The following is a 26,406-nucleotide window of genomic DNA, read 5'->3' on the forward strand; positions in this document are numbered from 1 at the left end:
CAAGCAAAAGACACCCGCATGACTGCGGTATCGGGCCCTCGCACTGGACGGCACGGCGAAGGCGTGAGAAGGTCCACGTTTTCAGCGATGTGATAATCCCGCGTTGACCTGAACGTCTGCCGGAGCCCTTGCATGCTGAATGTGTTCACGCTGGTCAACGGCCGGCTGTTTCAGGAAGAAATCGCGAGCGCCGACACGCTGGCCCACGTGACGCCGGTGTGGGTCGACCTCGAAGCGCCGACCCCCGAGGAGAAGAGCTGGATCGCCGAGCATTTCGGCGTGACCATCCCCGAGGACGTGGTCGACGACGACCTGGAAGAATCGGCCCGCTTCTACGAAGAAGACAACGGCGAGCTGCACATCCGCTCCGACTTCCTGATCGATGACGACGAAACCCCGCGCAACGTGCGGGTCGCCTTCATCCTGCACAACAAGGTGCTGTTCTCGATCCACGGCGAAGACCTGCCGGTGTTCCGGTTGCTGCGCCTGCGGGCGCGCCGCATCCCGGCGCTGATCGAGGACGCGAAGGACGTGCTGCTGAAGCTCTACGACGCCGATGCCGAGTACAGCGCGGATGCGCTCGAGGGCATCTACGACAGCCTGGAGGCGGTCGGCGCGCGCGTGCTGAAGAAGGAGATCACCGACAGCGACGCCGCACTGGTGCTGGCCGCGATCGCGCGCGAGGAAGACCTGAACGGCCGCATCCGCCGCAACGTGATGGACACCCGCCGCGCAGTCAGCTTCATGATGCGCAGCCGCATGCTGAACGCCGAGCAGTTCGAGGAATCGCGCCAGATCCTGCGCGACATCGACTCGCTGGACAGCCACACCGCGTTCCTGTTCGACAAGATCAACTTCCTGATGGACGCGACGGTCGGCTTCATCAACATCAACCAGAACAAGATCATCAAGCTGTTCTCGGTCGCGAGCGTCGCGCTGCTGCCGCCGACGCTGATCGCCAGCATCTACGGCATGAACTTCAAGATGATGCCGGAGCTGGACTGGTCGCTCGGCTACCCGTATGCGCTGGTGCTGATGGTGCTCAGCGTGATCGCGCCGTTCTGGTACTTCCGCCGCAAGGGCTGGCTCTGATCCCGCTCAGGGCGCGCGCTCGAGCGTGAACTGCATCACCCCGGTGCTGCCGGTCTCGAAGGCCGCCTCGCAGTACGCGAGGTAGAACTCCCAGGTGCGCATGAAGCGGGTGTCGAAGCCGAGGCGGCGCACGCGCGCGTCTTCGGCCACGAAGCGCTCGCGCCAGCGGCGCAGCGTCTCGGCATAGTCCTCGCCGAACGACAGCTCGTTGACCACCCGCAGCCCGGCACGTGCTGCCGCGGCACGGAAGGCCTGCGGGCTCGGCAGCAGGCCGCCCGGGAAGATGTACTGCTGGATGAAATCGGTCGATCGCACATAGCGCTCGAACAGGTCGTCGCGGATCGTGATGCTCTGGATGCAGGCCCGGCCACCCGGCTTCAGCTGGCGGCGCAGCATCTCGAACCAGCCCGGCCAGTAGTCGCGGCCGACCGCCTCGAACATCTCGATCGACACGACGGCATCGAACGGGCCATCGTCGATGTCGCGGTAATCCTGGTAGCGCAGTTCGCCCGGCAGGCCGGCATCCTGCAGCCGGCGCCGGCCCCAGGCGAGCTGCTCGGCCGACAGCGTCACGCCGGTGACCTGCGCGCCGAATTCGCGCGCCGCGCATTCGGCGAGTGCGCCCCAGCCGCAGCCGACCTCCAGCACCCGGTCGCCGGGCCGCACGCCGCATTCGACGAGCGTGCGTCGCATCTTGGCGGCCTGCGCCGCGGGCATGTCCTGCGTGCGGTCGCCGTCGAACCAGGCGCTGGAATAGTTCATCGTCGGGTCCAGCCACAGCCGGTAGAACTCGTTGCCGAGGTCGTAGTGCGCATGGACGTTCTTCTTGCTGCCGCTTCGCGAGTTGCGGTTGAACAGGTGGCGCGCCCGGTACAGCAGCGCACCCCACCAGCGGCCGTAGACCACCGCCTCCATCTCGTCGCGGTTCGCGATGAACAGCTTCAGCAGCGTTGCGAGGTCCGGCGTGCTCCAGTCGCCGGCGATGAAGGTCTCGGCAAAGCCGATGTCGCCGGATCTCAGCGCCGCCGTCGCGGCATTCCAGTTGCGCAGCCGCAGCGCAGCGCGCCATTCACCGTCGTGGCCGCCGTGGCCGACGTGCAGTTGTTCGCCGCTTGGCAGCTGGATGTCGAGCGTGCCGTGGCGCAGGCGTTCGAGCAGGTGCAGCACCGGGCGGGCCGCCATCGGGACGGTGTCGGGCAGGGTGCGGGGCGCGAAGCTGGTGGAGGATCGAAAGGGCATGGGGTGCTCGGACAGCAGTGGAATCAGCGGGTGATGAACCGCGCCGGCGGCGCCGGCTTGCGCACGAAGGGCACGCGCTTGCAGAGCAGCTTCAGCGCCTGCCAGTGGATCCGCGCGACGACGGCCAGCGTCATCAGCGGCATGCCGAAGAAGGCGGCGCGCGCGCTGCGAGCCGTCAGCGGCGCGAGCGTGCCCGAGACGCTGGTGCGGATCAGCGGGCCGTCGCTGTCGTCATGGTCGATGCGTGCGATGGTTCTCATCGGAGCGTTCATACGCGAATCGGTGGCCGGCGGATGCACGCCGCTCAGCATGAAGCGAAAGCGGTAGCGGCCGCGCGGCTCGCAGAACGGCGAGACATGGAACACCTTGTCGGCCGCCAGTTCGCGGCCCCACGCGAGCGCCGGGCCCTGCAGCAGGTAGGCGTGCCGCTCGCCGAAGGTGTTGTTGACCTCGACGACGATGGCGCCGAGCGTCCCGTCGGCGCGGTGGCAGTACCAGAAACTGACCGGCTTGAAGGTGTGGCCGAGCACCCGCGGCAGGCAGTGCAGCCAGACCTCGCCGCGCGTCTCGTCGTGCAGGCCCTCGGCAGCCAGCAGCTCGTCGAGCCAAGCCAGGCAGTCGTCGCGGCCGTCGCCATGGTCGCGGTCGCTGAAGCTGACGAGCCCGAAGCGATTGCGGTGCAATGCCGGCGACGGCTGCGCGCGCAGGCTGCGCAGCGGCAGCATCAGGAAGTAGCTCGGATAGGCGAAGCGGTTGACGACCGGTCGCAGGCGCGTGTGCCGCACCTGACCGATACCGATCAGCGGCTGCGCGGCCCCCGTCACGCGGCGGCTCCCTGCTCCGCAGCGCTCCACCGTTCGCGCAGGCCGTCGACGACCGCGAGGCCCGACATCAACCCGTCTTCATGGAAGCCGTAGCGCGTCCACGCGCCGCAGAACCAGGTGTGGGCCTGGCCCTGCAGCGCCGGCAGGCGTCGCTGCGCGTCGATCGCCGCCAGGTCGAACACCGGATGGGCGTAGTCGAACTCGCCGTGCACCCGGTCGGCCGCCGGCTCGCGCACCGGGTTCAGCGAGACGATGACCGGCTCGCGGAACGGCAGCGGCTGCAGCCGGTTGATCAGGTAGTGCAGGCAGACCGACGCCTGCTCGCGCGGCAGCTCGGCCGCGCGCTCGTAGTTCCAGGCCGCCCACGCGCGGCGCAGCTGCGGCAGCTGCCGCGTGTCGGTGTGCAGCACCGCGCGGTTGCGCTGGTAGCGGATCGCGCCGAGCAGCGCGCGTTCGGCCGGCGTCGCGTCGTCGAGCAGCGCGAGCGACTGGTCGCTGTGGCAGGCCAGCACCAGCTCGTCGAAGCGCTCGCTGCCGGCATCGGTGCGCACCATCACGCCGGCGCTGCCCTGCCTCGGCGGCAGGCGCCGCACGCCGCGCACCGGCGCATGGAGCCGCGCATCGGCGAGGCGCGGCAGCATCTTCTCGACATAGCGGCGCGCCCCGCCGACCACGGTGAACCAGCGCGGCCGGTTCGCCACCTGCAGCAGCCCGTGGTTGTGGCAGAAGCGGATCATCGTGGCGATCGGAAAGCGCAGCATCTGCTCGGTCGGGCACGACCAGATGCTGCCGATCATCGGCAGGAAGTAGCCGTCGCGGAACAGGGCCGAGAAGCGCTGCGCGTCGAGGAAGTCGCCGATCGACTGCTGCATCTGCGCGTCATCGCCCCGTTCGGCGATGCGGGTGGCCACGCGGTTGAAGCGCAGCACCTCGGCCAGCATGCCGAGAAAGCGCGGGCGCAGCAGGTTGCGGCGCTGCGCGAACACGCTGTTCAGGTCGCTGCCGCTCCATTCGAGGCCGGTCGCCGGCGCCTGCACCGAGAACGACATCTCGGTCGCGGCGGTCGCGACGCCGAGTTCGGCGAACAGCGCGATCAGCCGCGGGTAGGTGCGTTCGTTGAAGACGAGGAAGCCGGTGTCGACGCCGTGCGTGACGCCACCCAATGTCAGATCGACGGTGTGCGTGTGCCCGCCGAAATACGGGCCGGCTTCGAACAGCGTGACCTGGGCTTCATCGGCCAGCCGCCAGGCCACCGAGAGGCCGGCGATGCCCGAGCCGACGACGGCGACGCGTCGCATGGCGGCTCAGGCCCGGTAGGCCAAGGCGCAGGGGCCCGGGCCGGGAATAAAAACCGCTGCACAGCGCCCCGCGGCGAAGGAGGGAGGGAGGAGGGAGGAGGAGAACCGCCCCGGGATTTCAGCCTGCTGGGCAGGCCGGCTGTGCAACGCAAGAACAGGATCCAAACACGTGCCGCTGGCCTGGGCCCCGGCACGTCTCAGGTGGGGTGAGACGCCCAGTGTCCATTCGAGTTCCGTTGTCTTCTGAAAAAAAACATGTCCCGATGTGACCCGCCGCCGGGCGTGGGCGCGACCGGCGACATCGACGCGCAAGGTCGGCCGCATCACCGCGCGCCCAGCTGGCGTTCGATCTCGCGCACGAAGGCCGGGTCGTCCGGCTCGATGGTGCTGGCGAAGCTCTGCACCGCGCTGCCGTCGCGCGAGACCACGTACTTGTGGAAATTCCACTTCGGCGCGGCGCCGGTGCGCCTGCGCAGTTCCACGTACAGCGGATCGACCTGGGCGCCCGCAGACTCGGCCACGCGGGTCTTCGTGAACATCGGAAATTTCACGCCGAAGGTGTTTTCGCAGAAGTCGGCAATGTCCTTGCTTGAGCCCGGCTCCTGCGCGCCGAAATCATTGGATGGAAAGCCGAGCACGACCAGCCCGCGGTCGCGGTAGCGCTGGTACAGCGTTTCCAGGCCTTTGTATTGGGGCGTGAAGCCGCAGAAACTCGCGGTGTTGACGATCACGACGACCTGGCCGGCGTACTGGCACAGGTTCTGCGGCTTCTCGTCTTGCAGGCGCAGCGCTTGCCGGTTCAGCAGGGCCGGGCAGGCCGGGGCGGCCGATGCCGCGGTGGGGGCCAGCACGGTGCCGGCCAGCAGGGCCCAAGCCAGCGCGAGGAGGGGTCGGAAGTGTGTCATGCGGTCAATTTGTCCAGGTCAGGATGGGTGTCGATGCTCACGAATCGCTCAATGTTGTCGATATTGTCCATGTTTGTCCTGGACAATGTGAATCCGCTCGGCAAGCTTGTCAACCCGATCACGACGCGATGAAACCCCCGACCTTGTCGATTGCCGCCGTCGAGCGCGACACCGGGCTCAGCAAGGACACCTTGCGCGTCTGGGAGCGCCGCTACGGCTTCCCGCTGCCGCAGCGCGATGCCCAGGGCGAGCGTTCGTACCCGCTCGACCAGGTCGAGAAACTGCGGATCGTGCGCCGGCTGATGGACGGCGGGCACCGGCCCGGCCGCGTCGTCGGCATGGCGATCGACGAGTTGCGCCGGCTCAGCGAGAGCAGCCCCGAACCGCTGCGCACCGTCGGCGCCGCGCAGCCGCCCGCCGGGGCGGTGGCGCCTGCGTTGGTGCAGTACCTCGAACTCGTTCGTGCCCATGACCTGACGGCGCTGCGACGCCTGCTGACGCAGGCCCAGCTGAGCCTGGGCCTGAGCCGCTTCGTCGTCGAAGTGGTGGTTCCCCTCAATACGCTGGTCGGCGACGCCTGGATGCGCGGCCAGCTGGAAATCTTCGAGGAACACGCCTGCTCCGAGGTGCTGCACGGCGTGATGCGCCAGGCGCTGTACCTGCTGCCGCAGCCGCCGGCCGACGCCCGACCGAACGTGCTGCTGACCACCTTCCCCGGCGAACCGCACGGGCTCGGCCTGCTGCTGGCCGAGGTGCTGCTGGCAGTGGACGGTGCGCGCTGCACCTCGCTCGGCCTGCAGACGCCGCTGTGGGACACGGTGCTGGCGGCGCAGGCCTTCGAGGCCGACGTCGTCGTGCTCGCCTTCAGCGGCGCCACCAATCCGCAGCAGGTCACCGACAGCCTGGTCGAGCTGCGCGCGAAGCTGCCGGCACCGGTCGAGGTGTGGGTGGGCGGCGCGGCACCGGTGCTGCACCGGCGCACGCCGGCCGGCATCACCGCGCTGGCCACGCTGGGCGATCTGCAGGGGGCGTTGCAACGCTGGCGCGCAGCGCAAGCACGGCGATAACCCTTCCAGGCCACTCCTGTGTGACGCGAGTGTCACGATGGCGCGTCTAAAATGCCGCCGGACTTCCACAGGCCCTATCCATGCTTTACCCCGAACTGTTCAAGCAACTCGAGGCTGTCCGATGGAACATGGACACCGACATCCCCTGGGATGAGTTCGATGGCAGCCAGCTCAGCGAAGAGCAAGCCCAGACCATCAAGATGAATGCGATCACCGAGTGGGCGGCGCTGCCGGCCACCGAGATGTTCCTGCGAGACAACCGCGATGACAGCGATTTCTCCGCATTCATGAGCGTGTGGTTCTTCGAAGAGCAGAAGCACTCGCTGGTGCTGATGGAGTACCTGCGCCGCTTCCGGCCCGACCTGGTGCCGAGCGAAGAGGAACTGCATGCGGTGCGCTTCGAGTTCGATCCGGCACCGGCGCTCGAGACGCTGATGCTGCACTTCTGCGGCGAGATCCGCCTGAACCACTGGTACCGCCGCGCCGCCGAATGGCACAGCGAGCCGGTGATCAAGGCCATCTACGAGACGCTCGCGCGCGACGAGGCCCGCCACGGCGGTGCCTACCTGCGCTACATGAAGCGGGCGATGCAGAAGTTCGGCGACGAGGCGCGCGCCGCGTTCGCGAAGGTCGGCGTGCTGATGGCCAGCGCCCGCCGCACCGCGCAGGCGCTGCACCCGACCAACCTGCATGTGAACGTCAAGCTGTTCCCGCGCGACACCATCCAGAGCCGCCTGCCCAACCCCGAGTGGCTGGAGCAGTGGCTGGACCGCCAGATCCAGTTCGATGCGGTCTGGGAGAACAAGGTCGTCGAGCGCATCCTGCACAACATGAGCCTGCTGATGGAACGCAGCTTCGCGAGCGTGCAGGAGCTGAACCGCTTCCGCAAGGAGATGGCCGCCGCGCTGGCCTCCGCCACGAAGGGCAGTTCCGGCGCGCAGCCGGCCTGATGTCGTTCCTCGACAAGCTCTGCCCGCGCGAGCAGCTCGCCGCGCGGCTGGCCTTGCTGCCGCGTCCGCTGGTGTTCACCAACGGCGTGTTCGACATCCTGCACCGCGGCCACGTCAGCTACCTCGCGCAGGCGCGCGCGCTGGGCGGCAGCCTGGTGATCGGGCTGAACAGCGATGCGTCGGCGCGCCTGCTCGGCAAGGGGCCCGACCGGCCGCTGAACGCCGAGACCGACCGCGCCTGCGTGCTGGCCGCGCTCGAGAGCGTCAGCCTGGTGACGCTGTTCGACGAGAAGACGCCGGTCGCGCTGCTCGGCGAGGTGCGTGCCGACCTCTACGTGAAGGGCGGCGACTACGACATGGAGACGCTGGCCGAGACGCGGCTCGTGCGCAGCTGGGGCGGCCAGGCGCTGGCGATCCCGTTCGTCGACGGCTACTCGACGACGGCGCTGGTGAAGCGCATCCGCGCCTGAAGCCTCAGCCCTTCGCGGGCCGGTTCACCACGGCGATCCCGATCGCGACCCCCGCCAGCGCCACCACCAGCCGCGCCGTGATCGGCTCGCCGAGCAGCCACAGCCCGAGCAGCAGCCCGAACACCGGCGTCAGCAGCGTGAACGCCGCGAGCCGCGTCGCCGGGTAGTGGCGCACCAGCCAGAACCACATCAGGTAGCTGGCCGACGTGACCACCACCACCTGGAACGCGAGCGAGCTCCAGGCCAGCGGCGACAGCGCGTGCGGCAGCGGCTGGCCGCTGGCGAAGGCCGCCAGCGCGAGCAGCACGCCCGACACGCCGAGCTGGTACAGCAGCGTCTTCTCGGCCGACGCGCCCGACAGCTTCGTGCCGCGGATCGCCAGCGTGGTCGCGCCCCACAGCACGCCGGCGGTCACGCCGAGTGCGTCGCCGATCCACTGGTGCGCGCCGACCGCCGGCTGCGAGAAGCCCTCGGCGAAAGCCCACGCCACCCCGGCGAACGCGGCGACCAGCCCGCCGATCTGCACGCCCGACAGCCGCTCCGACTGCGCGATGAACGGCATCCCGAGTGCAACGACGAACGGCGACAGGTAGATGAACACCACCATGCGCGACGCGCTGGTGTACTGCAGCCCGAGGAAGATGCAGACGAACTCGGCCGCGAACAGCGCGCCGGCCAGCAACCCGCCGCGGAGCGTGCCGTCGCGCTCGAACAGCCGGATGCCGCGCCAGCGCGACCACGCGAACACCAGCAGCGCCCCGCCCAGCGAGCGCAGTGCCGCCTGCTGCAGCGGCGGCACCTCGGGCAGCGCCGCCTTCGCGGCGACCTGGTTCAGCCCCCACAGGAAGCACAGCCCGATCAACGAGGTGACGGCGAGCGAATCGAGCGCGCTTTTTCGTTCAGTCATGGCGCCCTTGTTGCCGAGCGAAGGTGCCGAGCCGCCACCGCGACCAGCGCGCAGCCGATGCCGACGACGAGACCGCAGGCATGCGCGATCGGCGCGACGCCGATGTCCCAGCCGGCCGTGTGCTGCACCGGCCCGAGCCACGGCGATTCGCTGAACACCTTGATTCCGAGGCCCGCGAGGACCGCGCCGCCGATCAGCCGCCCGGAGCGTTGCGTCAGCAGTTGCACCGCGACGATGGCCACGGCCGCATGCAGCACGCCCGACAAGCCGCCGTAGTGGCGCAACGCCGGCTGCAGCAGCAGCGCCAGGTGCGTCAGCGGCCACGCCGCGAACCATGCCGCGCTCATCGGCCACGGCACGCGCGCCGACAGGCCGAACGCCGCGACCAGCAGCAGCCCCAGCAGGTTGGCACCGAGGTGCAGCAGGCTGAAGTGCACGAACAGCGCCGTCCACCAGCGCCACGGTTCGGCGGCGGCCAGGCCGGGCTGCCAGTCGAGCACGGCCTTCGGCACCGCCTGCGCTGCGAGCGTCGCGAGGAAGATCGAGGCGGACAGCAGGAGCCACGCCCGCCCGGGCTGGCGCAATGCGCGGGTCACGCGCCGGCCGACGCGGGGAACACGACCGCCCACAGCGCGAGCACCGCATCGCGGTGCGCGGCCAGCGGCGCCGGGTCGAACTGGGTCGGCTGTTCGTCGAGCCGTGCCCGGTGCTGCGCACGGCGCAGCTCGCGGTAGGCATCGGCGGCGGCGCTGCCGGCACCGGCCGGCAGCAGCCCGCACACCTCGGCGCGCTGCAGCAGCGCGATGTTGCCGACGTTGTCGAGCAGCTCGGGGTGCTGCGCGCCGTGGACCAGCACCAGCGCCTGCACCGCGAATTCGGCGTCCATCATGCCGCCGGCGCTGTGCTTCACGTCGAACAGCCCGGCCCGCACCGGATGGGCGCCGCGCACCTTCTCGCGCATCGCCTGCACCTCGGTGCGCAGCGCCACCGGATCGCGTTCGGCACACAGCACCGCGCGGCGCACCGCCTCGAAACGCGGCGCCAGCTCGGCGTCGCCGGCGCAGAAGCGCGCCCGCGTCACGGCCTGGTGTTCCCAGGTCCACGCGGTGTTGCTGCCGCGCCCGCGCTGGTAGTTCTCGAACGACGCGAGCGACGTGACGAGCAGGCCCGCGCTGCCGTTCGGCCGCAACGCGGTGTCGATGTCGAACAGCTCGCCGGCCGCGGTGCGCAGCGTGAGCCAGGTGATCAGCTTGCGCACGAAGGCGGCGTAGACCTCGGCGGCGCGGTCGGTGTCGGCCTCGTCGCCGTCGTCATAGACGAACACCACGTCGAGGTCGCTGCCATAGCCGAGCTCCTTGCCGCCGAGCTTGCCGTAGGCGATCACCGCAAAGCGCGGCGTTGGCCGGTGGCGCTGCTTCAGGTGGCCCCAGGCCCAGTTCAGCGCGCACTGCAGCGTCGCATCGGCCAGTGCCGACAGGTCGTCGGCCACCTGCTCGACGGTGATGTGGCCCTCGACGTCGCGCACCAGCGTGCGGAACACCTCGGCATGGTGGGCGCGGCGCAGCGTGTCCAGCAGCGATTCTTCGTCGGCCTGGCCGGAGCGCTCCCAGGCTTCGTGGCGCGCCTCCAGGTCGGCGATGAACTCGGCGGCGTCGAAGCGGCTGTGCAGCAGGCGTTCGTCGGCGAGTTCGTCGATCACGCCCGGGTGCTGCATCAGGTAGCGCATCGGCCAGCGCGCGAGGCCGAGCAGGCGCAGCAGCCGGTTGTGCACCTCGGGGCGCTCGACCAGCAGCGCGAGGTAACTCTCGCGGCGCAGCAGCGGCTCGACCCAGTCGACGAAGCGCGCCGCGGCGTCGAGCGTGCAGCGCCGGTCGCCGACCGCTTCGACGGTGCGCGTGATCAGCCGCGCGAGGCGCACCTTGCTGTCGTCGCGCAGCGCGCGGATCTTCGGCTGGCCGCACCAGCTGCGCACCCGCGATGCGATCTCGGGCGGCAGCTTCTCGATGAACGCCTCGCTGTCCACCGGCTGCGGCGGCGGCCCGCAGGTCTTGCAGCTGCCCGGCTTCTTGCCGGGCGGGCAGGCGGCCGGCGACTGGCCTTCGTGCAGCAGCGCGTCGAATTCGAGCGCGACCATCTCGCGCGCCGCGCCCAGCAGCTCGAGCAGCTCGCACGAGACCTTGCCGCAGTGCAGGCCCATGCTGCGCGCGATCCAGTTCAGGTCCTCGTCGGCGGTCGGCAGCAGGTGGGTCTGCTGGTCGTCGAGGAACTGGATGCGGTGCTCGATGCGGCGCAGGAAGGTGTAGGCCTCGGCCAGCCGCTCGGCACTGGCCGGCTTCATCAGCCCGCCGGCGGTCAGCTTGGCGAGGGCCTTCAGCGTCGAGCGGGTGCGGATCTCGGGGAACTGCCCGCCGCGCACCACCAGCAGCAGCTGCACGATGAACTCGATCTCGCGGATGCCGCCGCGCGACAGCTTGACGTCGTTCGCGCGTTCCGGGCGGCCGGCGGCGCGGCGCTGGGCCTCGTCGCGCACCTTGCGGTGCAGCTGGCGCAGGCCTTCGAACACGCCGTAGTCGAGGTACTTGCGGTAGACGAAGCTGGTCACGGTGGAGCGCAGCGCCAGCGCGCGGCCGTTGCGCACGCTCTCGCGCGGTGCGACGACGCGGCTCTTCAGCCACGCGAAGCGCTCCCACTCGCGGCCCTGCACCAGGAAATACTCCTCCAGCATCGCGAGGCTGACCACCGGCGGACCGGAGTTGCCGTTCGGCCGCAGCGCGAGGTCGACGCGGAACACGAAGCCGTCGTCGGTGGTGTCGCCGATCAGCGCGTACAGGCTGCGCGCGAGCTGCGAGAAGTATTCGTGCGCGGTGATCGGCTGCGGCCCGGTCGTCTCGCCGTCTTCTTCGTAGACGTAGACCAGGTCGATGTCGGACGAGACGTTCAGCTCGCGCGCGCCGAGCTTGCCCATGCCGACGACCCAGAAGTCGATGCGCCGGCCGTCGGCGTTCAGCGGCGCGCCGAAGCGCAGGTCCTGCTCGCGCTGCGCCTGCGCGATCGCGCGGTCCAGCGTGGTCTCGGCGAGCTCGGTCATCGAGCGGGTGATGTCCTCCATCGGCGCGGCCTGCTCGATGTCGAGCACCGCCAGGCGTTCGAGCACCAGGTGGCGGGCCACGCGCAGTGCGCTCGGCAGCGTGCGTTCGGTGGCCAGCAGCGCGTCGATCAGCGCCTCGATCGGTTCGCGGGTCGGCAGCCCCGGCGGCAGCAGCGACAGCTCGGCGCCAAAGCGGCGGCGAATCCGCTGCACGAAGCGGCTGTGCTCGGCGAGTGCCGGGCCGGGCGTCGGCGACAGGGCGGTTGCGGCCGGCGCGCCGAGGGTGGAGGACTCGAGATCCATGAGACGTTGATGCCCGTGTCAAGGAAGGCGGTCGGATTCTGCCCCAGGCGCAATTCCTGTGACGGGCGAAGGCCCGGAGTCCGACGTAAGCTCTGCGGCACAGGCCCTCACCGTGTGAGGAAGGCCACACTCTGCAGGGAAATCCCGATGCTGATCGCCGCGCTTCAAACGGTCTCGACGCCCCGCGTCGACGAGAACCTGGACCATGCTCGCCGGCTGATCGCGCAGGCCGCGGAGGCCGGCGCCAGGCTGGTCGGGCTGCCGGAGTACTTCTGCCTGATGGGCCTCGCCGACCGCGACAAGCTCGCGGCGGCCGAGCGGCCGGGCGACGGGCCGATCCAGGCGATGCTGGCCGACGCGGCGCGCCACCATGGCGTGTGGATCATCGGCGGGACCTTGCCGATGCGGATCGGCACGGGCTTGGGCCTCCCCGACCGCGTGCTGAACGCCAGCTGCGTGTTCGCCCCCGACGGCGCGCTGGCGGCGCGCTACGACAAGATGCACCTGTTCCGCTATGACAACGGCCGCGAGAACTTCGACGAAGGCCGCGTGCTGCAGGCCGGCAGCGAGCCGGTGACCTTCGACGCCGACGGGCTGCGCGTCGGCCTGAGCATCTGCTACGACCTGCGGTTTCCGGAGCTGTACCGCGCGATGATGTCGCCGCCCTGCGACCTGCTGGCGGTGCCGGCCGCCTTCACGCACACCACCGGCCGCGCGCACTGGGAACTGCTGCTGCGGGCGCGCGCGGTCGAGAACCAGTGCTACGTGATCGCACCGGCGCAGGGCGGGCTGCACGAGAACGGCCGGCGCACCTTCGGCCACAGCCTGGTCGTCGACCCCTGGGGCGAGGTGCTCGCGATGCGCGAGGAAGGCGAAGGCATCGTGCTGGCGACGCTGGACCCGGCGCGCATCGCGCAGGTGCGCATGCAGTTGCCGGCGTTGACGCACCGGCAGCCGCGCTGGATGTGACCGGGTCGATGATCCCGGGATTGGCATCCGCGCCACGACGCATGCGATTGGCGTGAAGCGGGCCGAGCGCCGGGCCGCCCCAAGCCGGCCCGCATCCCCTCGGGGGGATCGACCGGTGTACCCACCGGGCGAGGGGTCGTCATGTAGCCTGGAACAAGCGCGACGCAATCCGGGGCCGTCCGGGTGTTCAGCCGGCCCCGGCAGCGCCACCATCGCGTGATGACGGACTCCCAGATCATCGTCCTCGCGACCCCGCTCTTCCTGCTGCTGATCGCGGTCGAGTTCGCGGTCGGCCTGGCGCGGCGCCGCAACACCTACGTGGCCGCCGACGCGCTGAACAGCATCGGCCTGGGCATCATGAGCCAGGTGCTGAACGTGTTCAGCAAGCTGCTGATGGTCGGCATCTACGCGCTCGCGTTCGAGACGCTCAGCGTGCACCCGCTGCCGCAGGACGCCGCCTGGGTCTGGGTCGTCGGCCTGCTGGTGTACGACTTCTGCTACTACTGGCACCACCGGCTCGGCCACACGGTGGCGGTGCTGTGGGCCGCGCATGCGGTGCACCACCAGAGCGAGGAATACAACCTGTCGACCGCGCTGCGCCAGACCAGCACCGGCTGGCTGTTCGGCTGGATCTTCTACCTGCCGATGGCGGTGGCCGGTTTTCCACCGCTGGTGTTCGGCGTCGTCGCGCTGGTCGACCTGCTCTACCAGTACTGGGTGCACACGCAGCAGATCGGCCGGCTCGGCTGGTTCGACCGCTGGTTCTGCGCACCCAGCAACCACCGGGTGCACCACGCCGTCAACGACAAGTACCTCGACAAGAACTACGGCGGCATCCTGATCGTCTGGGACCGGCTGTTCGGCAGCTTCATCGAGGAAGACGACGCCGAGCCCTGCGTGTATGGCACGCGCACGCCGCTGGCGAGCTGGAACCCGCTGTGGGCCAACCTGCACGTCTACCGCGACATCGCCGAGGACGCCTGGCATGCGCGGCGCTGGCGCGACAAGCTGCGGGTGTGGGTCAAGCCGCCGGGCTGGCGGCCGGCCGACGTGGCCGAGCGCTTCCCGAAGCCGGCCTTCGACCTGGCCGCGCGCCGCAAGTACGACCCGCACCGCTCGACGGCCGCGGCTGTGGTGGCCGGGCTGTTGTTCCTGCTGCTGCTGGCGGCCACCAGTGCCTTCCTGTGGAATGCGCACCGCCTGTCCGGCGGCACGCAGCTGGCCGCGGCCGCGGGCATCCTGGCGGGCCTGTGGCTCATCGGCGTGATCTCGGAGCGCGGCGTGCGCTGGCCGCGCCGCGCCGCGTCCGCCCGCCTCACTGCCGACCCAGGCGTTCGACCAGGCAATCGATGAAGACGCGCATCTTCGGCGGCATGTGCCGGCCGGGTGCCCACACGGCGTAGACACTCGAGCCGAAGGGCGCGCGCGGCGTCCAGCCGCGCAGCACCGGCTTCAGCCGGCCCGCGGCGAGGTCCGCGTCGACCACGAAGCGCGGCAGCAGCGCGACGCCCAGGCCGTCGATCGCGGCCTGGCGCAGCACGTCGCTGTTGTTGGCCTGCAGCCGGCCGCTGACGCGCACGCCGGCCGTGCCGGCCGGGCCGTCCAGGCGCCACAGCGAGTTGGCCTCGCCGTCGCCGTAGCGCAGGCACTCGACGCCCGCCAGGTCGGCTGGCAGCCGCGGCGACGCACCGCGCTTGAACATCCCCGGCGCCGCGCACAGCACGTGCGCCAGCGGTGCCAGCGGGCGCGCGACCACGTCCGGCGGCAGCGTGCGGCTGAAGCGCACGCCGATGTCGAAACCTTCCTGCACCAGGTCGACCTCGCGATCGAGCAGCACCAGCTGCAACTGCACGCCCGGGTACTCGGCCAGGAAGCGCGGCAGCAGCGGGGCGATCTGCAGCCGGCCGAAGGTGACGGGCGCCGTCACGCGCAGCAGCCCGCCCGGACGCTCGGCCAGCTCGGCGATCGCGCCGCTCGCATCGCGGCACAGCGCGACCGCGGCGGCGGCACGCTCGTACAGCGCGCGGCCGCTGTCGGTGACGCTGACGCTGCGGGTCGTGCGGCGCAGCAGCTGCGCGCCCAGCGTGGCCTCCAGGCGCGCGACGCGCTTGCTGACCGCCGACTTGGTGACGCCCAGGCTGCGCGCTGCCGCCGAGAACCCGCGCAGTTCGACGACGCGCGCGAACACCGCCATGCCGGCCAGGTGCTCCAGGAGGGGATCGGGCATGGATTGTTTCCTTGAAGAAACGACATGTTGACGAGATGGCGGATTGTGTAGCTGCGGGGCCGCTGGGAGCATTCGTCCTGCGCCGCTTTGGCGCGCAGGGAGAGTCATGAAAGTCGTCCAGTTGCGAAGCTTTTCGGCGCCGCGCCTGCAGGTCGTCGATGCACCGGTGCCGATGCCGGTGCCGGGGCGCGGCGAGTTGCTGCTGCGCGTGCGCGCCGCGTCGTTGAACCACCGCGATCTCGAGATCGCCGAGGGTCGCTATGCGATGCCGGTGACATTGCCGGTCGTGCCGCTGTCCGATGCGGTCGGCGAGGTGGTCGAGGTCGGTGCCGATGGGGCCGGTTTCGCCGTCGGCGAGCGTGTCAACCCGGTTTTCTTCCCGGACTGGCAGTCCGGGCCGTTCCGCGGCGAGTATTTCTCGCGCCAGCTCGGCAGCAGCGTCCCCGGGGTGCTGCGCGAGTACATGACGGTGCCCGCCGCCGCGGTCGTGCGTGCTCCGGCCCACCTGGCCGACGAGGCCGCCGCGCTGCCGATCGCCGCGCTGACCGCGTGGGCCGCCTTCACCGAGGCGGCGTTGCGTCCGGGCCAGACAGTGCTGCTGATCGGCACGGGCGGCGTGTCGTTGTTCGGCCTGCAGTTCGCGGCGATGTTCGGTGCGCGCGCCATCGTGGCCGGCTCGGACGAGGCGCGGCTGGCGCGGGCGCGCGCGCTCGGCGCGAGCGAGGTGATCGACCGCCGGCAGACGCCGGATTGGGGCGCGCGTGCATTCGAACTGGCCGCAGGGCAGGGGGTCGACCTGGTGCTGGAGGTGGGCGGGGCGCAGAGTTGGGCGCAGTCGACCGCGGCGCTGCGGGTGGGCGGGCGCATCGCCGTCGTCGGCTACGCCGGCGGTCCGCGGCTCGACTTCGACCTGCGCGGCCTGTTCATCGGCAAGCGTGCGCAGTTGCAGGGCCATACCGTCGGTTCGCGGCAGCAGTTCGACGCGATGAACCGCGCGATCGAGCAGCACCGCCTGGTGCCGGTGATCGACAGCCGCTTCGGGATGGACGACGTGGACGAAGCCTTCGCCCGGCTGGCGTCCGGCCGGGCGTTCGGCAAGGTCCTGGTGCAGCTCCAGCCGAGTTGCTGCAGCGCCGCGACGCCGCCGATCACGCTCCCAGTGCCGTGAGCGCCCGGTGCCGGCGACGATTCGCAGCCGCAGGCCTGATCACTGGCGTTCAAGACGGCGTGCCGCAGGCGACGCAGAATCGTCGCCATGCCGCACAGCTTCACCCCACCCCACACGGTCCACGGTCGCAGCGCCCTCGTCGTCGCCCCGCCGTGGCACTACGCCGGCTGGCTGCTGAACGTCGCGTTCGACTTCGATGCCGCGCGCGGTGCCGACCTGCTGCCGCCGGCGATCGGCCGCACGATCGGCCGCACGACGGGCCGGGGCTGCGTGCACTTCGCCGACTGGCAGGCCACCACCGACGGCAGCGAGCTGCTCGACCCGGTGCAGGCGCAGTACCGCGAGACCATCGTCGTGCTGGAGGTCGAGCGCCCCGACGGCAGCCGCTGCGGGTTCTGCCCGGCGATCTGGGTCGACCAGGACGTCTCGATGCTGCGCGGCCTGCTGCAGGGCTGGCCGAAGAAGATGGGCAGCACCTGGCTCACGCGCAGCCTGCCGCTCGACCACCCGGCGGCCGCGCCGCTGCGCGCCGGCACGCGGCTGGGTGCGAGCCTGGCGGTGAAGGACCGCCGCGTGATCGAGGCCGAGGCGCGCCTGAGCGGCGAGCCGGGCCGGCCGCTCGGCTTCCTCGCGGCGCCGACGCTCGGCGTCGTCGGCTTCCCCGACCTGCGCGAGCCGGCCCGTGCACCCGCGCTGCGGCTGCTGCGCGCCGACGTCGCGCAGCCCACCGCGAGCGGATGGCATGCGGCCACTGCGTCGCTGCGCGTGTTCGAGCACCCGCGCGAGGAGCTTTCGCTGCTCGGCGAGCTGCAGGCCGGCGACGCGAGCGCCGGCTGGTTCGGCCTGACCGTCGTCGGGGCTCGCGATGCCTGAGCCGGGCGTGTCCCGCCATTCGCGCGTGCGGCGCTGGCATGTCGACGGCCAGCCGGCGCTCGAGCAGGTGATGCACCACCGGCCGGGGCAGGAATGGGCGCCGCATTGGCACGACGAATGGTCGATCGGGGCGGTGCTCGCCGGCCGCTGCCGCTTCAGCCTCGGCGGCCGCCGGCACACCGCGTCGGCCGGCGACCTGCTGGCGATCGCGCCGGGCGCCGTCCACACGTGCGGGCTGGATGCGGACGAGGACGGCGAGACGCAGGTCGTGATGGTCTATGCCGCGGTGCCATGGCTGGCCGTGCTCGGGGTGCCGATGCCGCGGCGCAGTGCGCGCGCCGCGCAGCCGGCCCTCGCGGCCGACGCGCGAGACCTGCGCGACAGCGCCGACGCCGCGGCATGGCTGCGCCGCGCGGCCGCGCGGCTCGCCGACGCTGACTCGCTGCTGCCGGTCGATGCCGAACCTGCCGGGCGCGCCGCCCGGCAGGTGCTGGCGGCGCTGCAGCGCGCCGCCGTCGGCGACGGCACGGTGGCGATCGACGCGCTGGCCCGCGACTGCGCGCTCAGCCGCGAACACTTCCACCGCATCGCGACGCGCTGGCTGGGCCTGAGCCCGGGCGACTACGTCCGCGCCGCGCGCATGGCGCGCGCCCGCAGGCTGCTGCTCGATGGCTGGCCGATCGCGCAGGCAGCCGAGGCCTGCGGCTTTGCCGACCAGGCCCATCTGACGCGCTGGTTCAGCCGCCATTTCGGCTACACGCCGGGCGCGCTCGCGCAGGCAGCCCACGCCGACCCCGATTCGAGGGTGCCCCAGGCGACTGCGCATTGACGCCCGATGGGCAAGGTCTAGACTTCCTGCAGGTCTTTCATCGCGATCCTGTCAGGAGGTGATGCCATGTCAGTCAGGCGAATGACCAAGGGGGCCCGGCCGCACTCGCTGGGCGCTTTCAAACCCGTCGGCCACGTGGTCGTCGCGCTGCCGAGCGACGAGCTTGCGCAGCAGGCGATGCAGGCCCTGTTCGACGCCGGCTTCGACGACGATGACGTGATGTTCATCACCGCCGAAGAAGAAGGCGCGCAGATGCAGCACATGCTCGGCCATGCCAGCCAGCTGGCCGGCTTCGGCTACGAGGTGACGCTGATGCGCCGCTACCAGCAGCTCGCCGGCGAAGGCTGCGGCTGGCTGCTGGTGTACGCGCCCGACGCCCAGCATGCCGAGCGCGTCGCCGAGGTTGCCAAGCGCTTCGATGCCCGGCTCGCCGAGCGTTACCACTGGCTGGTGGTCGAAGACCTGATCTGAGCGCGGCGGCGCCGGCCGTCAGCTGTCGAACAGGTCGGTGGCGGCGCGCGTCGGCGTGACGCCCAGGTGCCGGAAGGCCGCCAGCGTCGCGACGCGGCCGCGCGGCGTGCGCTGCAGGTAGCCCTGCTGGATCAGGTAGGGCTCGATCACGTCCTCGATGGTCTCGCGCTCCTCGCCGATCGCGGCGGCGATGTTGTCCAGGCCGACCGGGCCGCCGTCGAAGCGGTGGATCACCGCCTCGAGCAGCTTGCGGTCCATCACGTCGAAGCCCTGCGGATCGACGTCGAGCATCGCGAGCGCCTTGTCGGCGAGCGCCTTCGAGATGCGGCCGTCGCCCTTCACGTCGGCATAGTCGCGCACGCGGCGCAGCAGCCGGTTCGAGATGCGCGGCGTGCCGCGCGAGCGGCGCGCGATCTCGAACGCGCCGTCGGCATCGGTCGGCACGTTCAGCAGACCGGCCGAGCGGTGCACGATGCGCGCCAGTTCTTCGGGGGTGTAGAACTCGAGCCGAGAGACGATGCCGAAGCGGTCGCGCAGCGGATTGGTCAGCATGCCGGCGCGCGTGGTGGCGCCGACCAGCGTGAACGGCTGCAGGTCGAGCTTGATCGAGCGTGCGGCCGGGCCCTCGCCGATCATGATGTCGATCTGGTAGTCCTCCAGCGCCGGGTACAGGATCTCCTCGACGACCGGGCTGAGCCGGTGGATCTCGTCGATGAAGAGCACGTCGTTCTTCTCGAGGTTGGTCAGAATCGCCGCCAGGTCCTTCGGCTTCTCGAGCACCGGGCCGGAGGTCTGGCGCAGGTTCACGCCCAGTTCGTTGGCGATGATGTGGCTCAGCGTGGTCTTGCCGAGGCCGGGCGGGCCGAACAGCAGCACGTGGTCCATCGCCTCGCCGCGCATGCGGGCCGCGCCGATGAAGATCTCCAGCTGCTCGCGGATCTTGGCCTGGCCGACGTACTCGGCCAGTCCCTTCGGGCGCAGTGCGCGTTCGATCGCTTCTTCGTTGGGCGAGCTGGGCGCGGCGCTGACCACACGCGGTGGCAGGCTGCCGAAATCGTCGGTCTGGATGGCCATCGGCCGATTATCGGCGGGGGCGGGCGATCGTTTGCGTTTGCTCACGCGGTGTGCAGGAATTGTGCAGGGCCCGTCCATCCGGCTGCGGCACAATCGGACGATGATCTCCCGCCACCCTGCATCGCGATGGGCCGTCTGGGCCTTTGCGCTGGCGCTGCTGCTGAAGGCCGCGGTGCCGATGCTGGCGAGCGTGTCGGCGCAATTGCAGGGCAAGACGCTGGTCGAGGTCTGCACGGTCTACGGCGTCGCCACCGTCGCGCTCGACGACGCTGGCGAACCGAAGCCGATGCCCGCCGACCGCGCCGGCGCGCATGGCAGCGAGCACTGCGCGCTGTCGGCGGTGCTGGCGCTCGCCGCGCCGGAACCGGGTCCGGCCCTCGCCGTCGTCGCCACCGAGCGGGCGCATGAGCCGCCGGTCCGCATCGAGGGACCGGCCCCCGATGCCGAGGCCGACTGGATCGCGCGGCTGAAGCACGGCCCACCCTCTCTCACCTGAACCACCGCCCTGGCCGCCGGTGCGCTTGCGCATCGGCAGCCCCGTGTGATTGACCGCGGCCTGCGTGCCCGGTCGTGTTCAGGAGCATTCCGTGACGTACCGATTCACGCCAGCCGCCCATGCGGCGCTGGCGCTGCTGGCCTGCCTGCCGATCGCGGCGCGGGCCGAAGAAGACACTGCGGCTGAAAAATCGGCCAAGCCGATCCGCGCCGCCAGCGACGATGCCAACCCCCCCGTCAAGCACCTCGGTGTCGTCACCGTGACCGGCGGCCGCCGCGGCTCGCTGCCGTCGCAGATCCCGACGACGATCGAAGGCATCACCGGCGCGCAGGTGCAGGCGAGCATCAATGCCACCGACAGCGAGGACGCGCTGAAGTACCTGCCGAGCCTGCTGGTGCGCAAGCGCTATGCCGGCGACTACAACCACGCGGTGCTGTCGACGCGCGCGTCGGGCACCGGCAACAGCGCGCGTTCGCTGGTCTATGCCGACGGCATCCTGCTGTCGAACCTGCTCGGCAATGGCGCGAGCTTCGCGCCACGCTGGGGCTTGGTGACGCCGGAGGAGATCGAGCGTGTCGACGTGCTGTACGGCCCGTTCTCGGCCGCCTACCCCGGCAACTCGGCCGGCGCGGTGGTCGACTACCTGACCCGCATGCCGTCGAAGTTCGAGGCCCATGCGGTGGTCGGCGCGTTCTCGCAGCCGTTCCAGCTCTACGGCACCGACACCACCTACAACGGCTGGCAGGCCAGTACGTCGCTCGGCGACCGCAGCGGCGGCTGGTCGTGGTGGGTCAACCTGAACCGGCTCGACAGCGAAGGGCAGCCGCTGGTGTTCGACACCACGGCCACGCCGACCGCCGGCGCGGTGCCGGACACCGACAAGACCGGCAAGCCCTGGTACGTGCGCGGCACCGGCACGCAGTACCGCACGGTGCAGGACCACCTGAAGCTGAAGCTGGCGTACGACCTGGCGCCCGACCTGCGCGCGAGCTACACCGCGGGCTGGTGGCACAACGATGCGGTCGGTCGCTCCGAGCAGTACGTGGCGCCGGTGCTGAGCGGCGTGACCAGCCGCGACGGCCTCGCACACCTGATGCAGGCACTGTCGCTGAAGCAAAACTCGGGCGGCGCCTTCGACTGGGAGCTGGCCGCGAGCGTCTACGACTACCGCCGCGACCTGAGCCGCAGGCCGACGGCCGCCGCAACGCCGCAACCCGCGCTGTCGCCGCTGATGCTCGATGGCGGCAACGGCAGCGCGACCGACCTGCACGGCACCGGCTGGAACACGCTGTCGGCGCGTGGCACCTGGCGACCCGGTGGCGAGGGCAGCGCGCATGCGGTCGATGCCGGCGTGCAGCAGGACAGCTTCCGGCTGCGCACCACCGTCTACACGCTGACGGACTGGGTCGACCAGGACAGCGGCGCGGTCGGCTCGCGCTTCGACGGCAACACGCGTCTGCGCTCGGTATTCGGCCAGGACGCCTGGCGCTTCGCCGACGGCTGGATGGCGGTGCTCGGGCTGCGCGGCGAGCGCTGGCAGGCCTACGACGGCCTGACGCAGACCGCCGCGTTCACGCCGTACGCGCATCCCCGACGCAGCGAGACCGCGTGGTCGCCGAAAGCCGCGTTGTCGCACGAGCTGCGCGAGGGCTGGGTGCTGAAGGCGTCGGCCGGGCGGGCGCTGCGTTTCCCGACGGTGTCCGAGCTGTTCCAGGGCGCGGCCACCCAGACCGGCATCGACCAGCGGGCGAACCCGGACCTGCGGCCCGAGCGCTCGTGGACCTCGGAGCTCAGTTCCGAATGGACTGCGGCCGATGCGGCGACGCTGCGGCTGACGCTGTTCCACGAAGACACCCGCGATGCGCTGTACAGCCAGACGCTCGTGAGCGGAACGACGGTGACGAGCAACGTGCAGAACGTCGACCATGTGCGCACCACCGGACTGGAGGCTGCGGCGCAGCGCGAGAACGTGTGGCGCGGGCTCGACCTGCAGGGCAGCGTGACCTATGCCGATTCGAAGATCGTCGCCAACAGTGGCTACGTGAGCACGCCGGGCGACACCGTCGGCAAGTGGCAGCCGCGCGTGCCGCGCTGGCGGGCGAGCGCACTGGCCGCGTGGCGCGTCGACGAGCGCTGGACGGTGAGCTACGGCGCCCGCTACAGCGGCCGGCAGTACGGCAGCCTGGACAACAGCGACACCAATGGCTTCACGTACATGGGCACGTCGAAGTACTTCACGACCGATGTGCGCGTGCGTGTCGCGATCGACAAGCAGTGGCACGCCGCGTTCGGCATCGACAACCTGAACAACTACCAGTACTGGAATTTCCACCCGTACCCGCAACGCACCTACAGTGCGGAGCTGAGGTACGACCTGTGAACGCCTCCCTGAAACGGACCCTCGCCATGAACCTCATCACCCGATTCACCACCGCCGCCCTGGTCTCGCTCGCCGCCCTGGCAGCCCAGGCCCATGAATTCACGGTCGGCGAGATCGCCATCGGCCACCCGTATGCGCGCGCGACCGCGCCGGGGCAGCCGACCGGCGGCGGCTTCCTGCGGCTGGAGAACCGCGGCAAGGTGGACGACCGGCTGCTGTCGGCCAGCGCCGACGTCGGCCGCGCCACCGAGCTGCACACGATGAAGATGGAAGGCGACGTGATGCGCATGCGCGAGGTCGGGGCGATCGACCTGCCAGCTGGCAAGTACGTCGAGCTGAAGCCCGGTGCGCTGCACCTGATGTTCATCGGCCTGAAGGGGCCGCTGAAGGAGGGCGACAAGTTCCCGCTGCGGCTGAAGTTCGAGAAGGCGGGCGAGGTGACGGTGACGGTGAACGTCGAGGCGGCGGGCGCCGACCACAGCCACTGACGGCGCGAGCGCCGTCAGCGCGCCAGAGCCTTCAGCGCCAGCTTGATGCCGTCGCTCACGCCGACATCGGCCGGCAGGCTCTTCAGCGCGGCGGCCGCCTCGCGGTCGCTGTAGCCCAGCGCCACCAGCGCCTGCAGGATGTCAGCCTGCGCATCGCTTGCGACGCTGGCCGGCAGTGCCAGGTCGGCGCCGAGCTTGCCCTTCAGCTCCAGCAGCAGCCGCTCGGCGGTCTTCTTGCCGATGCCCGGCACCTTGATCAGCCGGCCGCTTTCCTGCAGCGACACCGCCTGCGCCAGCTCGCCGACGCTCAGGCCCGACAGGATCGACAACGCCGTGCGCGGCCCGACGCCGGAGATCTTGACCAGCTGCCGGAAGGTCGCGCGCTCTTCGGCGCTGAGGAAGCCGAACAGCACCTGGGCGTCCTCGCGCACGACGAAGTGGGTCAGCAGCGTGACCCGTTCGCCGAGCGCCGGCAGGTTGTAGAAGGTGCTCATCGGCACGTCGACCTCGTAGCCGACGCCGCCGACGTCCAGCAGCAGCTGGGGCGGGTTCTTTTCTGCCAGCAGGCCGCTCAGCCGGCCGATCATCGGCGGAACAGGCCCAGGCGCTGCGCCTCGAGCGCGGCTTCGGCGCGCGAGCTGACATTGAGCTTGCGGTAGATCTGCTTCACGTAGTCGGCGATGGTGTGGCGCGACAGGTTCAGCTGCGTGCCGATCTCCGGCAGCGTGAAACCCTTGGCCACCCACAGCAGCACCTCGTTCTCGCGGTCGGTCAGCGACACGTGGGGCAGGTTCTGCGGGCGCTCCTGCGGCTTGTTCTGGGCCGCGAAGTACGCGATCACGCGGCGCGCGATGGACGGCGTCAACGGCGGCTCGCCCTGGCTGATGCGCCGCAGCTGCTCGACGAAGTGCTCGCGCGGCTGCTCTTTCAGCAGGTAGCCGAAAGCCCCCGCCTGCAGCGCAGGAAAGAGGTGGTCGTCGTCGTCGTGGATGGTCACCACCACCGACTGGGCTTCGGGCTGGGTGTCGCGCAGCGCGGCAACCACGTCGACGCCCGAACCGTCGGGCAGGCCCAGGTCGACCAGCGCCACGTCGAAACGCTCGGCGCTGATCAGCGCCAGCGCGTCGTGCACCCGGGCGCTTTCGGAGATCTGCGCCTGCGGAAACACCTGCGTGACCAGGGCCTTCACCCAGGCACGGATCTCGGGCAGGTCTTCGAGCAGCAGGATCTTGTTCATGGTCGGTGTCCTCGAGGGATCATGGAATCGTAGCAGCCGTGGAAGGGCCCGATTGTGCGCTTTCAGTGCATTTCAGAGCGGCAGCGTGAGCCTGATCACCGTGCCGTAGCCCGGCCCGGATTCGACCAGGCACTGCCCCTGCATCTGCTTGGCGCGGTGCTTCATGCTGGCCATGCCGTGGCCGCGGTCGAGCTTGCCGTCGAGCTCCATCGGGATGCCCTTGCCGTTGTCCTGCACGACCAGCACGAAATCGTGCTCGCCGATGCTGCAGCGCACCTTGCAGTGCGACGCGCCGCTGTGCTTGATGATGTTGCTGACCGCCTCGCGCAGGATGCGGGTGGTCTGCACGAAGGCGCGCGCCGACAGCTGCTGGTTCACGTCTTCGGTCGGGCTGCGCCAGTCGGCCTCGATGTTGGCCTGGCTCAGCCGCGACACCGTCTCGGCCCGCCAGTCGGCCAGCGCATCGGCCACCTGCATCGGCTTGCCGGTCAGCCCGCGCACCGACAGCCGCATTTCTTCGAGCGCCTCGCGCGCCAGCGTCGAGATGCGCTCGCTCTCGCTGGTGTGCACGATGGTCAGCAGCTTCGCACCGAGGTCGTCGTGCAGGTCGGCGGCGATGCGCTTGCGCTCCTTCTCGGTCACTTGCTCGACGCGCAGCTCGGCCATCTGCGAGAAGTTGCGCTCGATCTCGGCGGTGACCTCGTTGATGCGGCTTTCCAGCGAGTTGCGGCTCGCCTCGGCCACCTGCAGCGCGCGCCCGAAGACCTGGATCTGGCGCACGCCGACCGCGATGAACATCAGCGGCATGCTGAAGTGCAGCACGTGCACCGGCAGCAGCGTGACCAGCCCGTGCTGCGTCGCCAGGTCGACCAGCACCAGCGCGCCGACGCCCATCAGCATGAAGGCCATCGGCCAGAAGTCGGCGCGGCCGTCGATGCCCTTGCGCCAGGTCACGCGCAGGTACAGCGTGACCGCGGCCATCACCTCGGCCGACAGCAGCAGGTACCAGCCGCTGGTCGCGGTGTAGAGGCGTTCCGGCCCGGCCAGCGCGAGGCTCGCCGGCACCAGCACGCACTGCGCCAGCAGCCCGATCTCGAGCTTGGTCGAGCGCAGCGCGGCATAGCGCACCAGGAACTGGATCGCCAGCGCCACCAGCACGCCGAAGCCGACGCAGACGAGGAACTCGCTGGTGGGGTTGTCCCATGGCGGATCGCGCCACCACAGGCGGGCCGACAGCGCGGCCCAGCCGATCGCCAGCAGGCCGAAGTGGATCAGCCAGGGGCTGCGGCGGTCCTGCCAGCCCATGCCCAGCATCACGATGCCCAGCGGCACCAGCATCGCCGAGATCACCTGCACCAGCGAGACGTTCCAGAAGGTGCGTCGGGCCTGCAGGTCGGCCAGCAGCGCGTGCGGCCCGACCTGCACCGCCGACAGGCCGCCGGCGCGCTGGCGCGACGCGACGTGCTGCAGCGCATGGCCCTGCACCTTGATGTCGAGCAGGTTGCCCTGCGGGTTCAGCAGCGCAGGCGGCAGCACGACGAGCTGCGGGTAGAAGCAGCTGCGCGTCACCGGCTCGGTCATGTGGCCGCCGCTGAAGACCAGGTTGCCGTTCAGCCAGACCTGCGCGGTGCTGCAGGCGCGCTCGATGTAGGCGGCCATCAGCGGGGACGGCGTGACATGGCTGGCCGGCAGCGTGAATTCGAGGCGGTACCAGACCGGCCCGTCGGCCTGCGGCAGCGTCTCGGCCCACTCATCGGGCAGGCGCACCGTGCGCGGCTTCAGGTCCTGCGGAAAGACCGGTGCCGTGCTGGCCACCGCGCTTGCGGTGCGGATCTCGACGAGGCCGGGGTCGTCGGCGGCCGCGGCCGGGACGGCGGTCAGCGCCAGCGCCGACATCATCGCCGCGGCCAGCGGGGCCCCCATGCGCCGGGCCGCGGCACGCAGCCGGTGGGCGAGGGTGGTCGGCGGCACGAAGCAGGGCATGGACTCGGATTGTGCAGGATGCCTGCGGCCCCGGGGCCTTCCGGCGACAATCCGCCCTCGCCCTTCTT

At 70.6% G+C, this 26,406-nt stretch carries 24 protein-coding genes and 1 pseudogene; 13 read left to right on the forward strand and 12 right to left on the reverse strand.

Annotated elements, in window-relative coordinates:
• Positions 1-132: 132 nt before the first annotated feature.
• Positions 133-1,092: a magnesium/cobalt transporter CorA gene (corA, locus tag ASC98_RS12005; protein ID WP_056804502.1), complete on the forward strand. Its 960-nt coding sequence runs from the start codon at positions 133-135 to the stop codon at positions 1,090-1,092.
• 6 nt (positions 1,093-1,098) lie between these two features.
• Here corA and ASC98_RS12010 read toward each other — a convergent pair whose 3' ends face one another.
• The 4 genes from ASC98_RS12010 to ASC98_RS12025 all read right to left on the reverse strand — a co-directional run bounded on the left by ASC98_RS12010 (position 1,099) and on the right by ASC98_RS12025 (position 5,358).
• On the reverse strand, positions 1,099-2,331 hold the full coding sequence (locus ASC98_RS12010; RefSeq protein WP_056804505.1) for a cyclopropane-fatty-acyl-phospholipid synthase family protein: 1,233 nt from the start codon (positions 2,329-2,331) through the stop codon (positions 1,099-1,101).
• Between the two features lie 23 nt (positions 2,332-2,354).
• Complete coding sequence (locus ASC98_RS12015) at positions 2,355-3,155, reverse strand: DUF1365 domain-containing protein (RefSeq protein WP_056804510.1); 801 nt, start codon at positions 3,153-3,155, stop codon at positions 2,355-2,357.
• Positions 3,152-4,453, reverse strand: coding sequence for an NAD(P)/FAD-dependent oxidoreductase (locus ASC98_RS12020; RefSeq protein WP_056804513.1), 1,302 nt, complete (start codon positions 4,451-4,453; stop codon positions 3,152-3,154). Before ASC98_RS12020 ends, ASC98_RS12015 begins: the two co-directional genes overlap by 4 nt.
• A gap of 323 nt (positions 4,454-4,776) precedes the next feature.
• Positions 4,777-5,358, reverse strand: a complete 582-nt coding sequence (locus ASC98_RS12025) for a glutathione peroxidase (RefSeq protein WP_056804516.1) — start codon at positions 5,356-5,358, stop codon at positions 4,777-4,779.
• Between the two features lie 128 nt (positions 5,359-5,486).
• On the opposite strand from ASC98_RS12025, the gene ASC98_RS12030 reads away from it, so the two are divergent.
• From ASC98_RS12030 to ASC98_RS12040, 3 genes are all read left to right on the forward strand, one after another.
• Entirely contained in the window at positions 5,487-6,425 is a 939-nt protein-coding gene (locus ASC98_RS12030) for a MerR family transcriptional regulator (protein ID WP_056804519.1), read from the forward strand.
• Between the two features lie 80 nt (positions 6,426-6,505).
• Entirely contained in the window at positions 6,506-7,375 is an 870-nt protein-coding gene (locus ASC98_RS12035; protein WP_056804521.1) for a diiron oxygenase, read from the forward strand.
• Positions 7,375-7,845, forward strand: coding sequence for an adenylyltransferase/cytidyltransferase family protein (locus ASC98_RS12040; RefSeq protein WP_056804525.1), 471 nt, complete (start codon positions 7,375-7,377; stop codon positions 7,843-7,845). The genes ASC98_RS12035 and ASC98_RS12040 overlap by 1 nt, the downstream gene beginning before the upstream one ends.
• Before the next feature lie 4 nt (positions 7,846-7,849).
• Here ASC98_RS12040 and ASC98_RS12045 read toward each other — a convergent pair whose 3' ends face one another.
• Genes ASC98_RS12045 through glnE form a run of 3 tightly spaced genes read right to left on the reverse strand, consistent with a single transcriptional unit; the run spans position 7,850 to position 12,143 of the window.
• The gene (locus ASC98_RS12045) at positions 7,850-8,752 is read right to left on the reverse strand and encodes a DMT family transporter (RefSeq protein WP_056804529.1); all 903 of its coding nucleotides are present in this window, start codon (positions 8,750-8,752) and stop codon (positions 7,850-7,852) included.
• Positions 8,749-9,348 (reverse strand): rhombosortase, encoded by a 600-nt coding sequence (gene rrtA / locus ASC98_RS12050; RefSeq protein ID WP_162249261.1) that lies wholly within the window; start codon positions 9,346-9,348, stop codon positions 8,749-8,751. The genes ASC98_RS12045 and rrtA overlap by 4 nt, the downstream gene beginning before the upstream one ends.
• Positions 9,345-12,143: a bifunctional [glutamate--ammonia ligase]-adenylyl-L-tyrosine phosphorylase/[glutamate--ammonia-ligase] adenylyltransferase gene (gene glnE, locus ASC98_RS12055; RefSeq protein ID WP_082541840.1), complete on the reverse strand. Its 2,799-nt coding sequence runs from the start codon at positions 12,141-12,143 to the stop codon at positions 9,345-9,347. Before glnE ends, rrtA begins: the two co-directional genes overlap by 4 nt.
• A gap of 147 nt (positions 12,144-12,290) precedes the next feature.
• Between glnE and ASC98_RS12060 the strand changes: the two genes are divergently transcribed.
• Complete coding sequence (locus ASC98_RS12060) at positions 12,291-13,112, forward strand: carbon-nitrogen hydrolase family protein (protein ID WP_056804534.1); 822 nt, start codon at positions 12,291-12,293, stop codon at positions 13,110-13,112.
• A 216-nt stretch (positions 13,113-13,328) separates the two neighbouring features.
• A pseudogene (locus ASC98_RS12065) lies at positions 13,329-14,375 on the forward strand (sterol desaturase family protein); the annotation flags it as partial.
• Positions 14,376-14,427: 52 nt separating this feature from the next.
• Here the strand turns inward: ASC98_RS12065 and ASC98_RS12070 are convergent.
• Complete coding sequence (locus ASC98_RS12070) at positions 14,428-15,339, reverse strand: LysR family transcriptional regulator (protein WP_056804537.1); 912 nt, start codon at positions 15,337-15,339, stop codon at positions 14,428-14,430.
• A gap of 106 nt (positions 15,340-15,445) precedes the next feature.
• Between ASC98_RS12070 and ASC98_RS12075 the strand changes: the two genes are divergently transcribed.
• The 4 genes from ASC98_RS12075 to ASC98_RS12090 all read left to right on the forward strand — a co-directional run bounded on the left by ASC98_RS12075 (position 15,446) and on the right by ASC98_RS12090 (position 18,680).
• Complete coding sequence (locus ASC98_RS12075; RefSeq protein WP_056804538.1) at positions 15,446-16,507, forward strand: NAD(P)-dependent alcohol dehydrogenase; 1,062 nt, start codon at positions 15,446-15,448, stop codon at positions 16,505-16,507.
• Between the two features lie 87 nt (positions 16,508-16,594).
• Entirely contained in the window at positions 16,595-17,380 is a 786-nt protein-coding gene (locus ASC98_RS12080; RefSeq protein ID WP_056819972.1) for an acetoacetate decarboxylase family protein, read from the forward strand.
• A 7-nt stretch (positions 17,381-17,387) separates the two neighbouring features.
• Positions 17,388-18,209 (forward strand): AraC family transcriptional regulator, encoded by an 822-nt coding sequence (locus ASC98_RS12085; RefSeq protein ID WP_162249262.1) that lies wholly within the window; start codon positions 17,388-17,390, stop codon positions 18,207-18,209.
• A 66-nt stretch (positions 18,210-18,275) separates the two neighbouring features.
• Positions 18,276-18,680 carry a hypothetical protein gene (locus ASC98_RS12090; protein ID WP_157597875.1) on the forward strand — a complete coding sequence of 135 codons (405 nt, stop codon included), beginning with the start codon at positions 18,276-18,278 and terminating at the stop codon, positions 18,678-18,680.
• A gap of 18 nt (positions 18,681-18,698) precedes the next feature.
• Here ASC98_RS12090 and ruvB read toward each other — a convergent pair whose 3' ends face one another.
• Complete coding sequence (gene ruvB, locus ASC98_RS12095; protein ID WP_056804549.1) at positions 18,699-19,754, reverse strand: Holliday junction branch migration DNA helicase RuvB; 1,056 nt, start codon at positions 19,752-19,754, stop codon at positions 18,699-18,701.
• 100 nt (positions 19,755-19,854) lie between these two features.
• Between ruvB and ASC98_RS12100 the strand changes: the two genes are divergently transcribed.
• The 3 genes from ASC98_RS12100 to ASC98_RS12110 all read left to right on the forward strand — a co-directional run bounded on the left by ASC98_RS12100 (position 19,855) and on the right by ASC98_RS12110 (position 23,118).
• Positions 19,855-20,250: a DUF2946 family protein gene (locus tag ASC98_RS12100; RefSeq protein ID WP_056804552.1), complete on the forward strand. Its 396-nt coding sequence runs from the start codon at positions 19,855-19,857 to the stop codon at positions 20,248-20,250.
• A 91-nt stretch (positions 20,251-20,341) separates the two neighbouring features.
• Entirely contained in the window at positions 20,342-22,630 is a 2,289-nt protein-coding gene (locus ASC98_RS12105; RefSeq protein WP_235581239.1) for a TonB-dependent receptor, read from the forward strand.
• A gap of 26 nt (positions 22,631-22,656) precedes the next feature.
• Complete coding sequence (locus tag ASC98_RS12110; RefSeq protein ID WP_056804554.1) at positions 22,657-23,118, forward strand: copper chaperone PCu(A)C; 462 nt, start codon at positions 22,657-22,659, stop codon at positions 23,116-23,118.
• A gap of 14 nt (positions 23,119-23,132) precedes the next feature.
• Here ASC98_RS12110 and ruvA read toward each other — a convergent pair whose 3' ends face one another.
• The 3 genes from ruvA to ASC98_RS12125 all read right to left on the reverse strand — a co-directional run bounded on the left by ruvA (position 23,133) and on the right by ASC98_RS12125 (position 26,338).
• Complete coding sequence (gene ruvA / locus ASC98_RS12115; RefSeq protein ID WP_056804557.1) at positions 23,133-23,705, reverse strand: Holliday junction branch migration protein RuvA; 573 nt, start codon at positions 23,703-23,705, stop codon at positions 23,133-23,135.
• Positions 23,702-24,355 (reverse strand): response regulator transcription factor, encoded by a 654-nt coding sequence (locus ASC98_RS12120; RefSeq protein ID WP_056804560.1) that lies wholly within the window; start codon positions 24,353-24,355, stop codon positions 23,702-23,704. Before ASC98_RS12120 ends, ruvA begins: the two co-directional genes overlap by 4 nt.
• Before the next feature lie 72 nt (positions 24,356-24,427).
• On the reverse strand, positions 24,428-26,338 hold the full coding sequence (locus ASC98_RS12125; RefSeq protein ID WP_157597876.1) for an ATP-binding protein: 1,911 nt from the start codon (positions 26,336-26,338) through the stop codon (positions 24,428-24,430).
• Positions 26,339-26,406 lie beyond the last annotated feature (68 nt).

Origin of the sequence: Rhizobacter sp. Root1238, assembly GCF_001425825.1 — a bacterium.
Lineage (GTDB): Bacteria > Pseudomonadota > Gammaproteobacteria > Burkholderiales > Burkholderiaceae_C > Rhizobacter.

What these genes read in the sequence shown, in the direction of transcription:
- corA (WP_056804502.1), top strand. Translation starts at nt 133, where the DNA reads ATGCTGAATGTGTTCACGCTGGTCAACGGCCGGCTGTTTCAGGAAGAA.
- ASC98_RS12010 (WP_056804505.1), bottom strand. Translation starts at nt 2,331, where the DNA reads ATGCCCTTTCGATCCTCCACCAGCTTCGCGCCCCGCACCCTGCCCGAC.
- ASC98_RS12020 (WP_056804513.1), bottom strand. Translation starts at nt 4,453, where the DNA reads ATGCGACGCGTCGCCGTCGTCGGCTCGGGCATCGCCGGCCTCTCGGTG.
- ASC98_RS12025 (WP_056804516.1), bottom strand. Translation starts at nt 5,358, where the DNA reads ATGACACACTTCCGACCCCTCCTCGCGCTGGCTTGGGCCCTGCTGGCC.
- ASC98_RS12030 (WP_056804519.1), top strand. Translation starts at nt 5,487, where the DNA reads ATGAAACCCCCGACCTTGTCGATTGCCGCCGTCGAGCGCGACACCGGG.
- ASC98_RS12035 (WP_056804521.1), top strand. Translation starts at nt 6,506, where the DNA reads ATGCTTTACCCCGAACTGTTCAAGCAACTCGAGGCTGTCCGATGGAAC.
- ASC98_RS12040 (WP_056804525.1), top strand. Translation starts at nt 7,375, where the DNA reads ATGTCGTTCCTCGACAAGCTCTGCCCGCGCGAGCAGCTCGCCGCGCGG.
- ASC98_RS12045 (WP_056804529.1), bottom strand. Translation starts at nt 8,752, where the DNA reads ATGACTGAACGAAAAAGCGCGCTCGATTCGCTCGCCGTCACCTCGTTG.
- glnE (WP_082541840.1), bottom strand. Translation starts at nt 12,143, where the DNA reads ATGGATCTCGAGTCCTCCACCCTCGGCGCGCCGGCCGCAACCGCCCTG.
- ASC98_RS12060 (WP_056804534.1), top strand. Translation starts at nt 12,291, where the DNA reads ATGCTGATCGCCGCGCTTCAAACGGTCTCGACGCCCCGCGTCGACGAG.
- ASC98_RS12070 (WP_056804537.1), bottom strand. Translation starts at nt 15,339, where the DNA reads ATGCCCGATCCCCTCCTGGAGCACCTGGCCGGCATGGCGGTGTTCGCG.
- ASC98_RS12075 (WP_056804538.1), top strand. Translation starts at nt 15,446, where the DNA reads ATGAAAGTCGTCCAGTTGCGAAGCTTTTCGGCGCCGCGCCTGCAGGTC.
- ASC98_RS12080 (WP_056819972.1), top strand. Translation starts at nt 16,595, where the DNA reads ATGCCGCACAGCTTCACCCCACCCCACACGGTCCACGGTCGCAGCGCC.
- ASC98_RS12090 (WP_157597875.1), top strand. Translation starts at nt 18,276, where the DNA reads ATGTCAGTCAGGCGAATGACCAAGGGGGCCCGGCCGCACTCGCTGGGC.
- ruvB (WP_056804549.1), bottom strand. Translation starts at nt 19,754, where the DNA reads ATGGCCATCCAGACCGACGATTTCGGCAGCCTGCCACCGCGTGTGGTC.
- ASC98_RS12100 (WP_056804552.1), top strand. Translation starts at nt 19,855, where the DNA reads ATGATCTCCCGCCACCCTGCATCGCGATGGGCCGTCTGGGCCTTTGCG.
- ASC98_RS12110 (WP_056804554.1), top strand. Translation starts at nt 22,657, where the DNA reads ATGAACCTCATCACCCGATTCACCACCGCCGCCCTGGTCTCGCTCGCC.
- ruvA (WP_056804557.1), bottom strand. Translation starts at nt 23,705, where the DNA reads ATGATCGGCCGGCTGAGCGGCCTGCTGGCAGAAAAGAACCCGCCCCAG.
- ASC98_RS12120 (WP_056804560.1), bottom strand. Translation starts at nt 24,355, where the DNA reads ATGAACAAGATCCTGCTGCTCGAAGACCTGCCCGAGATCCGTGCCTGG.
- ASC98_RS12125 (WP_157597876.1), bottom strand. Translation starts at nt 26,338, where the DNA reads ATGCCCTGCTTCGTGCCGCCGACCACCCTCGCCCACCGGCTGCGTGCC.